Annotated in this window: 12 protein-coding genes; 2 read left to right on the top strand and 10 right to left on the bottom strand. The window is 67.6% G+C overall.

All coding sequences use genetic code 11. The annotated features are described in order from the left end of the window. Nucleotides 1-2 precede the first annotated feature (2 nt). Nucleotides 3-1,457, top strand: a complete 1,455-nt coding sequence (locus ACFPPA_RS08830) for an efflux transporter outer membrane subunit (RefSeq protein ID WP_377319308.1) — start codon at nucleotides 3-5, stop codon at nucleotides 1,455-1,457. Nucleotides 1,458-1,474: 17 nt separating this feature from the next. Further along, nucleotides 1,475-2,416: an aldo/keto reductase gene (locus ACFPPA_RS08835; protein ID WP_377319310.1), complete on the top strand. Its 942-nt coding sequence runs from the start codon at nucleotides 1,475-1,477 to the stop codon at nucleotides 2,414-2,416. A 153-nt stretch (nucleotides 2,417-2,569) separates the two neighbouring features. Here ACFPPA_RS08835 and ACFPPA_RS08840 read toward each other — a convergent pair whose 3' ends face one another. From ACFPPA_RS08840 to ACFPPA_RS08885, 10 genes are all read right to left on the bottom strand, one after another. After that, on the bottom strand, nucleotides 2,570-3,961 hold the full coding sequence (locus ACFPPA_RS08840; RefSeq protein ID WP_377319312.1) for an aldehyde dehydrogenase family protein: 1,392 nt from the start codon (nucleotides 3,959-3,961) through the stop codon (nucleotides 2,570-2,572). A 2-nt stretch (nucleotides 3,962-3,963) separates the two neighbouring features. Further along, the gene (locus ACFPPA_RS08845) at nucleotides 3,964-5,610 is read right to left on the bottom strand and encodes an acetolactate synthase large subunit (protein WP_377319314.1); all 1,647 of its coding nucleotides are present in this window, start codon (nucleotides 5,608-5,610) and stop codon (nucleotides 3,964-3,966) included. A gap of 71 nt (nucleotides 5,611-5,681) precedes the next feature. Continuing rightward, nucleotides 5,682-6,083, bottom strand: a complete 402-nt coding sequence (locus tag ACFPPA_RS08850; protein ID WP_377319316.1) for a VOC family protein — start codon at nucleotides 6,081-6,083, stop codon at nucleotides 5,682-5,684. Between the two features lie 140 nt (nucleotides 6,084-6,223). Next, nucleotides 6,224-7,426: a YbfB/YjiJ family MFS transporter gene (locus ACFPPA_RS08855; RefSeq protein ID WP_377319317.1), complete on the bottom strand. Its 1,203-nt coding sequence runs from the start codon at nucleotides 7,424-7,426 to the stop codon at nucleotides 6,224-6,226. A gap of 86 nt (nucleotides 7,427-7,512) precedes the next feature. After that, on the bottom strand, nucleotides 7,513-7,749 hold the full coding sequence (locus tag ACFPPA_RS08860) for a tautomerase family protein (protein WP_377319319.1): 237 nt from the start codon (nucleotides 7,747-7,749) through the stop codon (nucleotides 7,513-7,515). 65 nt (nucleotides 7,750-7,814) lie between these two features. Next, nucleotides 7,815-8,525, bottom strand: a complete 711-nt coding sequence (locus ACFPPA_RS08865) for an SDR family NAD(P)-dependent oxidoreductase (protein ID WP_377319321.1) — start codon at nucleotides 8,523-8,525, stop codon at nucleotides 7,815-7,817. Between the two features lie 106 nt (nucleotides 8,526-8,631). Then, nucleotides 8,632-9,675: a LysR family transcriptional regulator gene (locus ACFPPA_RS08870; RefSeq protein ID WP_377319323.1), complete on the bottom strand. Its 1,044-nt coding sequence runs from the start codon at nucleotides 9,673-9,675 to the stop codon at nucleotides 8,632-8,634. A gap of 53 nt (nucleotides 9,676-9,728) precedes the next feature. Beyond that, on the bottom strand, nucleotides 9,729-10,808 hold the full coding sequence (locus ACFPPA_RS08875; protein ID WP_377319325.1) for an NAD(P)H-dependent flavin oxidoreductase: 1,080 nt from the start codon (nucleotides 10,806-10,808) through the stop codon (nucleotides 9,729-9,731). Between the two features lie 2 nt (nucleotides 10,809-10,810). Beyond that, entirely contained in the window at nucleotides 10,811-11,032 is a 222-nt protein-coding gene (locus ACFPPA_RS08880) for a hypothetical protein (RefSeq protein WP_377319327.1), read from the bottom strand. A 293-nt stretch (nucleotides 11,033-11,325) separates the two neighbouring features. Further along, nucleotides 11,326-11,913 carry a dienelactone hydrolase family protein gene (locus tag ACFPPA_RS08885; RefSeq protein WP_377319329.1) on the bottom strand — a complete coding sequence of 196 codons (588 nt, stop codon included), beginning with the start codon at nucleotides 11,911-11,913 and terminating at the stop codon, nucleotides 11,326-11,328. Nucleotides 11,914-12,002 lie beyond the last annotated feature (89 nt).

Below are 12,002 nucleotides of genomic sequence, written 5' to 3' on the forward strand. Positions count from 1 at the left end.
GCATGAAACCGTTTGGATCATCCCTTTCCCGGCGCGTCGCCCGGACGGCCCTGTTTGCCGCACCGGCCCTGCTCCTGTCAGCCTGCATGGTCGGCCCCGACTTCTCGCGACCGGCCGCACCCGCTTCGCGCCACTACGACCTGCAGGCCGAGCGGGCGCTCACCGCGCCCGGCGTGCCGGAAAGCGCGCAGCGCATCGACGCGGATCGCGCGCCCACGGACGATTGGTGGGCGATGTTCGGCTCGCCGAAGCTGGACCAGGTCATGCGCCAGGCGGTCGCCGGCAACCTGGACCTCGACGCTGCGGATGCGACGATCGCCCAGGCGAACGAAGCCGTCGCCGCGGCCGGTGGTGCGTTGCTGCCCCAGGTGGATGTCGCAGCCCAGGGCGGGCGTCAACGCACAGGGCGTGGAACCACCACCACCCAGTACGCGGTCGGCCCGCAGGTCAGCTTCGATTTCGACCTCTTCGGAGGTAACCGGCGGCGGATCGAGGAGCAGGCTGCGCTGGCCGAGCTCCAGCGCCATCGATTCGATGCCGCCTACCTGACCGTGACCGGCGATGTCGCCCGCCAAGCCATCCTGCTCGCCTCCGCGCGGGCGCAGATGGACGCGCTGGACGAGCTGCTGGCCGACGACCGCAGGAACCTCGAGCTGGTCCGCTCCGCCGAGCGCTACGGCAGCGCGACCCGGGTGGACGTCGCGCTCGTCCTGAATCAGCTCGCGCAGGACCAGACGTTGCTGCCGCCGCTGGCGCAGCAGCGGGATACGGCACGGCACGCGCTGTCCGTGCTTGCGGGGAAAGGTCCCGCCGACTGGACGCCGCCGGACTTCGTACTGTCCGATTTCGTGCTGCCGGCCGATCTTCCCCTCACCTTGCCCTCCGAGCTCGCGCGTCGACGCCCGGACATCCTCGAGGCCGAGGCCGAACTCCACGCGGCGAGTGCCGCGATCGGCGTGGCCACCGCGGACCTCTATCCGCACCTGCAGCTCTCCGCGTCGGTGAGCCGGGCCGGACCGGGCGCAGGCATGCTTTGGGGTGTCGCCGGGGCGTTGACCGCACCGCTCTTCCACGGCGGTACCCTCAAGGCGAACCGCCGCGGCGCCGTCGACGCCTACCAGGCCAGCTTCGCGATCTACCGGCAAACGGTGATCCGCTCGCTGGGTCAGGTGGCCGACCTGTTGCAGGCGATCAACCACGACAACGAGGAATACTCGGCGCAGCAGCGCGCATTGAACGCCGCCGGAACCGGCCTGGGGATCGGCCAGGCGGGCTACCGGGCGGGCGAGACCGGGCTGTTGCAGGTACTCGACGCCCAGCGAGCCTACCAGCGCGCATTGATCGGGCAGCTCCGCGCAAAGACGGCGCAGTACCTCGATACGGCACAGCTCTTCGTCGCGCTGGGCGGCCATTCCGATGGCGCTTTTGCGCGCAAGATAGCCCGTGGCAACGAATGATGACCTGGAGAACCGACATGCAAACTGCAGAACATCTTTATGAGACCACCCTCCCGTTGGCCAACGGAACCGGAACGCTGCCCGCGGTCGGATTCGGCACCCTGATCCGCGACCCCGTCGCTGCCCGAAAGGCGATCCGGGTGGCGCTGGAGACCGGCTTTCGCCATCTCGACTGCGCCGAGCTCTATCGCAACGAGGACGTCGTCGGCCAGGCGATGCGCGAAGCCTTCGATGCCGGCACGGTGAAGCGCGAGGATCTGTTCGTCACCACCAAACTGTGGAACAACAATCACCGGCCGGAGCGGGTCGGCCCCGCGCTCGAGGCGAGCCTCAAGCGCCTGCAGCTCGACTACGTGGATGGCTACCTCGTCCACACGCCCTACGCCTTCCGGCCCGGCGACGAACAGTATCCGACCGACGAGGACGGCCAGCCCGCGTACGACCGGGAAGTGACGCTGGTGGAGACATGGCGGGCGATGGAGCGGCTCGTCGACGAGGGCAAGTGTCGCTTCATCGGTCTTTCCGACATCCGCCTGGAGCGGCTGAAGGAGATCGTGGCGGTGGCCCGGATCATGCCTGCCGTGGTGCAGGTGGAATGCCATCCCTACCTGCCCGAGTGGGAGCTGCTGGAGTTCTGCCAGGCCCACGGCATCGTGTTGCTCGCGTTCGCCCCGCTGGGCCACGGCATGGAACCGCGCGTCACCGACGACCCGGTGATCAAGGCCATCGCGCATCGGCTCGGCAGGACGCCAGCCCAGGTCGCCCTGGCCTGGGCCGTGCAGCGTGGCGGTGCCTTCCTGACCACGTCGACCAACCCCGAGCACATCCGGGAGAACTTCGCGATCTCGCCGTTGCCCGAAGACGCCATGCAGGAAATGCGCAGCGGCATCGAGACGACGTTCCGGCTCAATGCCGTGGTCGATACCGGCGTACCGGGATTCGTTCCCAAGGCCGGCTGATGCGGCCACCGATGCGGCCACCGATGCGGCCATCGGGGCCGCATCGGTGTCAGGTTCCGGACTGCACATCCGGCAGAAGAAGGGCTGAACGCCCCGGCTGCCGCGCGGGCAAGCCGTCGGGCAAGGACCGCCACGGTAGGCGGAGTCGGTGGGCTAACCCTCGTAGCGCAGGACGACCATCTTGTCCTGGGACATGTCTTCCATCGAATACGGGATGCCGCCAACGCCGTAACCCGATTGCCGGCGACCGGCGAACGGCATCCAGTCGGTGCGGAACGCCGTGTGGTCGTTGACCAGCACCGTGGACGCATCCAGGCGCCGGGCGGCGCGCATCGCCGGGGCGATATCCGAGGAGAACACGCTGGCCTGGAACGCGAAGGGCAGCGCGTTGGCGGCGTCGATCGCCTGGTCGAGATCCCGGTAGCGGTAGACGCAGGTGACCGGACCGAATATCTCGAGCTGCGACACCTTCGCCTCCGTCGGCGCATCGAGCAGCACGGCGGGAGCGAGCGTGGTCTCGGACAGGCGTCCGCCGCCCACGATCTTCGCGCCGGCAGACACCGCCTCCTCCGTCCACGACAGCACGCGATCTGCCTCGCGCGGAGCGATCAGCGGGCCCATCTCGGTGTGCTCGATCAACGGATCGCCCACCCGCAGCGCCTGGACACGGGCGGCCAGTCGCTCGATGAAGCCGTCCGCGATGTCCGCGTGAACGAAGATGCGCTGGGTGGAAACGCAGACCTGGCCGGCGTGGTAGTAACCGCCCTTCACGATAGGCTCGATGATGGCATCGAGCGGCGCGCTGCGATCGACGATGACCGGCGCGGCGCCGCCATGCTCAAGCGCGCAGCGCGTCCCGGCAGGCAGCCTGCTGCGCAGGTACCAGCCGACCTTGGCCGAGCCGATGAAACTCAGGAAGGCCACCCTCGGATCGGTGGCCAGACGCTCGGCCAGCGCGTTGTCGTCGGTGATGAAGGTCTGGCACCACGCCTCGTCGAGCCCGGCCTCGCGCAGCAGATCCACCAGACCGAGGCAGGACAACGGGGTGACGGCGGCCGGCTTCACGATGACCGGACAACCGACGGCGATCGCCGGTGCCACCTGGTGAACGATGAGGTTCAGCGGATGATTGAAGGCGGAGATGGCGGCGACCACCCCGATCGGTTCCTTGGTGGTGAATGCCCAGCGTCCTTCGCTGGCGGGCGTCAGGCCCATCGGAATCTCGCGACCCGCGAAGGTGCGGATTGCTTCGGCCGCATTGCGCAATCCGTCGACGGCCCGGATCACCTCCACCGTCGCATCCGCCAGCGGCTTGCCGCCTTCCTGGGCGATCAGCCGGGCGAAATGGCCCTGCCGTGCCTGCAGCAATCCGGCCGTGCGCAGCAGCACGGCACTGCGTTGATGGGGTTTCAGCCATGCGTCGCGGTTGCGCAGCATGCGGCTGGCCGTGGCGAGCCTGGCTTCGAGGGCGGCAGCATCGTCGACGGCTATCTCGGCCATGACCGCGCGGTCGAATGCCTGCACTACCTGCAGTGGACGTGTCATGGTCAGGCCTCCTTCTGGATGGGCAAGCGCTGCTGCAACTCGTCGACCAGCACGCGCTTGTTTTCCGAATAGTCGATGGGCACCACGACGAGCTGCACACCGCCATCGGTGAAAGCCTTTTCCAGCGTGGGGCGCAGTTCGCCGACCGACTCCACCCGGGTCCCGGTCGCGCCATAAGCCTTCGCATAGGTCACGAAGTCCGGGTTGTCGAAGGTCATGCCGTAATCGGGAAACGCATCGACCGCCTGCTTCCAGCGGATCATGCCGAACGCCCGGTCCTCGATGATCAGCACCACCAGGTCGAGCTTGAGCCGGACGGCGGTCTCCAGCTCCTGGCTGTTCATCATGAATCCGCCGTCGCCGCAGACGGCCATGACGCGGCGCCCCGGATACAAATTCGCGGCCATGATGGCCGAGGGCAGGCCCGCGCCCATGGTCGCCAGTGCGTTGTCGAGCAGGAGCGTGTTGGCGACCTGCGTGCGGTAGTTGCGCGCGAACCAGATCTTGTACATGCCGTTGTCGAGGGCGAGGATGCCGTCGGCCGGCATGACCTCGCGCACGTCGTGCACCAGGCGCTGCGGCGTGAAGCGGTCCTCGGTGGCACGTGCAGCAATCCGGCTCAGGATGCCCTCGCGCAGTGGCAGAAGCGCCTGCGCGTTGGGGATGTTTCCTTCGACGCGATCGGCCAGTTGCCGCAGCGACGGCCCCAGGTCGCCGACCACCTCGGCCTGGGGGAAATAGACCTGCTCGACATGCGCGGGCTCATAGCCGATGTGCACGACCTTCGGCCCTTTGGCACCCATCAGGAACGGCGGCTTCTCGACCGTGTCGTGACCGATGGTGACGATCAGGTCCGCCCGCTCGATCGCCTCGTGCACATAGTCCCGCTCGGAAAGCGCCGCGGTGCCCATGTAGAGCTCGCTGCCGCCGGGTACCGTGCCCTTGCCCATCTGCGTGGTGAAGTACGGGATGCCGGTGCGCAGGACGAACGTGGCGAGATCGGACGAGGAGCGCGGACGCGACGCTGCCGCGCCCAGCATCAGCAGCGGGGCCTGCGCCTGCATGATCAGCCGCGCCGCGCGTTCGATGGACTCCGTGCTCGCGACGGGGAGCTCGATGGGATGGGCGGGAATCAGCGCGGTCTCTTCGCAGGACTCCGCGGCGATGTCTTCGGGCAGTTCCAGCAGCACCGGCCCGGGCCGCTCCTCCGCGGCGACGCGGAACGCCTCGCGCACCATGGCGGGAATCATGGTGGGCGAGACGATCTGCCGCGACAGCTTGGTCAGCGGCTTCATCGTGGCGATCACGTCGACGATCTGGAACCGCGCCTGCCTCGATGAGCGGATCGCCTTCTGGCCGGTGATCATGATCATCGGCATGGCGCCGAGCAGCGCGTATCCCGCCCCCGTCGCCAGGTTCAGCGCACCGGGCCCGAGCGTGGTGATGCACACCCCCGGCTTGCCGGTGAGCCGGCCGTAGGTCGCTGCCATGAAAGCTGCGGCCTGCTCGTGCCGGGTCAGCACCAGCTGGATCGACGACCGGCGAATGGACTCGACCAGGTCGAGGTTTTCCTCGCCGGGGATGCCGAAGATGCGCTCCACGCCCTCGTTCTCGAGCGCGGCGACGAACAGATCCGAAGCTTTCAACATGACCTATCTCCACCATAGCCAGGCGACCCGGCATGCTTCATGCCAGCCGCCGGTGATCCCGGCATGAACCGTCAGCCCGAGGGCGTACAGACCAGCTCGATACGGACGCCGCCGGGCTCCCGAACCATGCAGTGCACCCTGGGCCCCTTGCCCACCGGCTCGGGCGCGAACTCGACCACCACATCCGGCCAGGCCGAGACGCGCGCGTGGAGTTCCGAAAGCACATCGAGGTCTGCGATCTTCAGGGCCAGATGATGCAAACCGACGTTCCGGCGCCGGTCGAACGCGACGTGGTCGCCATCGGCCTGCCACAGGGTCACCCGCGTCGTGCCGTCGGAGACGAAGACGGCCGGGTACGCGGGATTCTCGCCCACCACCTTCCATCCCAGGCACTCGACGAAAAAGCGGCGGGAGCGCTCGATGTCGCTCACCGTGAGGCCGACGTGGTCGACACCGAGGGTGTAGGGATTCATGTCTGCCACGGACCGTACTCCTGCATGATGACCGGACCGCATGCCCGGCCGGAATCGCCGACAACATTACGCCGCCGGTGAGACCAAACGAATAGCTGACGTCCGGCAGACACTGTTGCGCATACCGGAAGAATGCCGCGCTACTGCGCGATGCCTTTTGTGCGGTACCGCCATCCACGCGCAGCGTCCACCGCAAATGCCGCCACCAGCGCCAGACTGCCAAGCGTGAACAGCAGCGTGTAGCTGCCATCCCTTCCGAACAGGTAGGACATCCCGTAGGCCGCCGTGGCCTGCAGGACGGCGAAGCTCGTGGTTGCCCGGCTCCACGCGGCGCGTTGCTGCGCGGGATGGTGGGGCAGCAGCTCGTGGATGCGGCCAAGTGCGAGCGGCACGATGCCCGGCGTGAAGGCGCCCACCACGACGCTGGACAGCATCAGTGCGCTCGCGCCCTGCCCCAGCGCCGGCAACGCCACGGCCGCCGCTTCGACCAGGAACGCCAGGCGCAGCGCACGACCGAAGCCGATGCGATCGGCCAGATGCCCGGCAAGCACCGGCCCGATCAGCGCACCCAACCCGAACAGCACCCAGTAGCCGGACCCGACCTGCACGCCCTGATGCAGGCCTCGTGCGACGAAGTCGACCAGGAACAGCATGTGTGGCACCAGTCCGACCGCGTTCAATGCGTATTCGACATACAGCGCGCGAAGCGCCGTGGACTGGCCGGCTGCGTCCGGAGCGGCGTCGGCCAGAGAGGTCTCCTGTGCGGCGCCGTGGGGCCAGCTTCTCCACGTCATCGCGGTCAGCACCAGCGACAGGCCGCCGAGTCCCAGCCAGGTCGCCGCGAGGCCCTGGCGGATCAACAGCGGCACCACCGTGCCGGAGGCCGCGATGCCGGCACCGACCCCCATGAAGATGACGCCGCTGGCCAGGCCGCGGCGGTGCGGTGGGATGTGGTGCAACACGGTCGTCGCCGCCAGCACCATCAGCACGCCACCGGCCAGCCCGGAGGCGAAGCGCCATACGAAGAACCAGGCGAACGACAACGGCCACGCGCAGGCCGCCAGAGCAAGCGAGGCAAGCAGCATCATCCCGTTGATCGCCGCGCGGGGACTTGTGGCTCGCGCCATAGGCCGGGCGGCCACGGCTCCCGCCAGGTAGCCGGCAAGGTTCGCCGCTCCCAGATAGGCCGCGCTGGAGGCGGCGAACCAGTGGGCGCTCACCAGTGCGGGCAGCAAGGGGGTATAGGCGAAGCGCGCGAAACCGATGCCGACCAGGCTCGCGCAGAAGCCTGCCAGGGTGACCCGCCAGGGCGAAACCGGATGCATGTCCATGGATGTCGACACGTGAGATCTCCCAGCCCGGCGGAGCGAACCCTGCCGGGCCTGTCGAGGTATGGGACCTGGCCGCGGGGCGGCCGACGCTGGAGCCGCTACTTCTTCGCGCCCGCCAGCTGTCTGCGGTATTCGAGTGCGGGGAGCCCGCCCCAGCCCCAGTTGTCGGTGTCGACTTCGTCGATGACCACGAAGGTCGACGTCACGGGTTTGTTGAGTACGTTCAGCAGGAGCTCGCTGACGCCCTTGATGAGCGCGGCCTTCTCCTCGGCGGTCGCCGCATCGCGGCCCGGAGCGGTTCCCTCACGGGTAATCTGGATGTTTACGTAAGGCATGATCGTGTCCTCGATGGGGGCCGAGGGCGAGCGGCGAGCCGCCCGCCTCGGCTTTGCTTGGGAACTCAGTGACCGGCGATCTGGCCACCATCGACGTGCAGGATCTCGCCCGTCACGAAACCGGCGGACTCCAGATACAGCACGCCGCCGACGATGTCGCTGATCTCGCCCATGCGGCCGACCGGATGCAGCGAGGCAAGCGCGGCATGGGTTTCCGGCCCGTGCATCGGGGTCTTGATCACGCCCGGCGCCACGGCGTTGACGCGGATGCCGCGCTTGGCGTACTCGATGGCCAGTGACTTGGTGGCGGCGTTCAGGCCGCCCTTGGTCAGCGACGCCAACACCGACGGCACGCCGTCGATCGCGTACTCGGCCAGGGTGGTGGTGATGCTGACGACGTGGCCGCTGCCCTGCTTCTCCATCTCGGCGATCGCGAACTGGGTGACGTGGAAGAAGCCGTTGAGGTTGACGGCCAGATTCTGGGCGTAGTCCTCGACGGTGAAGGCGGTGAACGGCTTGGCCGTGAAGATGCCGGCGTTGTTCACCAGCGTATCGACGCGGCCGAAGCGCGCAACGGCCTCCTTGACGATGCGCTCGGCTACCGAGCGATCCGAAATGTCGCCGGCGACCGTCAGCACGTCGGGGTTGTTCGACGGCTGGATCGAGCGCGAGTTGGCGACAACGCGATAATCGCGATCGAGGAAGGCCTTGACCAGGCCCGCGCCGATGCCCTGGGACGCGCCGGTGATGATTGCAACTTTCCGCTGAGTGCTCATGATGTGAATACCTCGAAGATGTGGGGGAAGTCCGAGAACCGCCGAAGTGTTCGGCGGCTCCGACAGCCCACAATCTAGGCGCGCATCGCGGATGTGCGAATCCCTGCTATTCGGCAGACATCCTTCCGCGTGGCGACGGAATCGGAGGATTGGCGGGCGTCTCGGCATTCGTCACCAGGTCCGCAAACTGCGAGCGCAGGCGCGGCAGCGCGAAGTCCACGAAGGCGCGGACCTTCGGCACGGCGAGGCGGCCATACGGCGACACCAGATGGACCGGCGTGGGTGCGGGCTCCGCATCGGCAAGCACGATGCGCAGCAATCCCTGCTCGATCTCCCGGGCGACGTGATAGGAAAACAACCGCGTCACGCCATGCCCTTCGACCGCCGATGCCACAGCAGCCTGTATGTTGTCGATCACCAGGCGCGGCGTGAACGAAACGGAACGCGGCACCGATGACCCTTCCAGCGGAGGAAAGCTCCACGAGTCCAGTCCCATGTGTGCCATGGCGATGATCCGCTGCTTGGCCAGGTCGGCGAGCTCCACGATGCGCGGCTGCGTCGCCAGGTACTTCGGCGACGCCACGACGACTTTGCGGACTTCCCCGATGCGATGCGCGACCAGTGTGGAATCGGCCAGATGGGTAATGCGCAGTGCCAGGTCCATGCCTTCATCGATCAGGTTGACCGGTCGTTCCAGCATGTGCATCCGCACGGTGACCGTCGGATATTCATCCATGAAGGCATCGACGATCGGTCGCAGGATCTCCACCCCGGCGAACACGGTCGAGGTGATCGTCAGCGTGCCCCGCGGCACCGACCGTTCGCCCGCGGCCTGCCGGTCTGCTTCCTCCAGGTCGGCCAGAATCTTCCTGCATGCCAGTGCATAGCGCTCCCCTGCTTCGCTCAGCCTGATCGATCGGGTGGTCCGGTGCAGCAGCGGCACGCCTACCCGGGCCTCCAGAAAGGCGACGGCCCGGCTTACCGCGGCGGCGGAGCGACCGGTCTTGCGACTGGCGCCGGCGAGGCTGCCTTCATCGAGCGCCGCGATGAAGACTTTCATGGCATCAAGACGGTCCATAGCGCATGCCTCGCGGGTAAGCGGTCGACGGTGAGTACCGATGGTCAATTTGACCACCGGGCCGCAGATCACGTCGATAGCACCTCATCGGGGCACTGTCTGCGCGCGGTCTCTCCGGGCGTTGTTCAATGCTTCGACGCCTCGATCAATTCGGCTTCCAGTGCCTGCATCAAGGTGCGGGTGGAAAGGGCTCGCGCCAGTGGCGCTCCCTGCCCGGCCCAGTGCGCGCCGTAGCCGGTTTGCCCGGCGGCCTTCCCTGCCCGGTTCAACGCCTTGCCGGCGTCGTAGGCAATCGGATAATCGGGCACGTTGTCATCGGGCACGTCCGCGCCCCATTGGGTGAACGCGCTGGCGAGGCTTCGTGCCGGGCGCCCGGAGATCACCCGCGTCATCGTGGTGCAACGGGCTGCATCGCTGAACAGGCGCTCGCGAAAGCCGGCGTCCGCCAGTGACTCGTCAGTGGCGATGAAGGCCGTTCCCAATTGGGCCGCGCCGGCGCCGAGCGCCAGGGCGGCGGCGATACCGGCGCCGTCCATGATGCCTCCGGCGGCGATCACCGGCAGGCCCACGGTTCGCACCAGCAGGCGCGTCAAGGCCAGGGTGCCCAGGCGACTGTCTTCGGCGTCGGGATCGAACATACCCCGATGACCGCCGGCCTCGTAGCCCTGGGCGACGATGGCATCGATGCCCGCGGCCTCGATCGCCTCGGCCTCCGCCACATTCGTCGCCGTCGCCAGCAAGACGATGCCGGCGTCGTGCAGCGCGTCGACCTGGCGTCGATGAGGCAGGCCGAAATGGAAGCTCACCACCTTCGGCTTCTCCTCGACGAGCATGGCCAGCATGGCGTCGTCGACCAGAAAGGAGCGGTACGGCTCCTGCAGCGTTGCGGGCGCGCTGGCGCCCCAGCGCTCGAACTCCGGACGCAGCCGTTCGAGCCAGCCTGCTTCCCTGGCCCGATCCACCCGTGCGGGCCGGTGGACAAAGACATTCACATTGAGCGGGCCGGCGCTCAGTTCACGAAACCGGTGAAGCTCCTTCCGTGCCGCGTCCGCGTTCATGGCGCCGACGCCGAGCGAGCCCAGGCCCCCGCTTTCGGTCGCCACGGCCGCCATGGCCGGCGACGACACCCCGGCCATCGGCGCCTGGATGATCGGGAGCCGGATGCCGAGCAGCTCGAGCCATCCCGGGTGGTCGCGTGTCGCCATGATCAGCTCTCCTGCGGCAAGGAAGCGGGGGCCGGGAAGTCGGTGGATCGACTGAGCGGCTCCCAGGCGGTGATCTGCTCATCCAGGTCGGCCAGATGCCTGCGCACGACGTCGAGTGCGGCGCTGCCAGGCCGCAGGTGCACCGGCGGCTGCTCGGCCTCGATATCGATCGCCTCGACGTCCGTCACGTCGTGTACCACGGTATGCGCGCGTCCGGGAGCCATGGCCTCGGCGTTTGGTGCTCATCCCGGCGCACCGTGCCGATCACCTGATGACCGGCCGCGAGCGCGGTATCGGAGTATGCACGCCCGAAGCCCGAACGCACACCGGTTATCAGCGAGACCTTCGGGCTGTCTTGGTTCATCGTCGTGCTCGATGGCCTGTAGCTTAGGAGCAACTTGCCGCTACGCGGCGAATGCAACCACTCTAGGCGCACGGAGTGCCGGGGCGAAGACCTGCCGCACGGCACTCAGCCTTCCGCCAGGCGGAAGAATCAACACTCCACCGCGGAGCGCCTTCATCCGAGATGTCTGCGGAACCAGTCCCGGCTCAGATCCACCACGGTCTCCAGCGTTCCCGGTTCCTCGAAAAGATGGGTCGCCCCCGGCACGATGCTCAGCTCTGTTTCGCAATGCATGCGTGCCTGCGCCTGCCGATTCAGCGCAATCACCTCCAGGTCGAGACCGCCCACGATCAGCAAGGTCGGCGCGCGCACTTGCACCAGCGCCTCCCCGGCCAGGTCCGGACGGCCGCCCCGCGAAACCACGGCAGCGACCTGGGAACTCGCCGCAGCCGCCACAAGGGCGGCCGCGGCACCGGTGCTGGCGCCGAACAAGCCGAGTGGGAGTTGGCCGGTTTCCCCTCGTTCGAGCAACCAGTCGATCGCCAGCCCCATTCGCCCGGCCAGCAGCGCGATGTCGAAGACGTTGCGCCGGTTGGTGGCCTCGCCCTTGGTCAGAAGATCGAGAAGCAGGGTGGCGATGCCCGCTTCACCCAACGCGTCCGCGACGTAGTTGTTGCGCGGACTGAGCCGGCTGCTGTCGCTTCCGTGTGCAAAGGCCACCATGCAGGATGCATTTGCCGGCACGCGCAGCAGGCCCGGCAACCCGAGCGGTGGTATTCGCACCTCTTCGATGACCGACGATGGGGACCTGGAATGCTCACGCATGGTGATACCTCCCCGGTAGATGCGAA

The organism is Rhodanobacter ginsengisoli (assembly GCF_042657065.1).
GTDB lineage: Bacteria > Pseudomonadota > Gammaproteobacteria > Xanthomonadales > Rhodanobacteraceae > Rhodanobacter > Rhodanobacter ginsengisoli.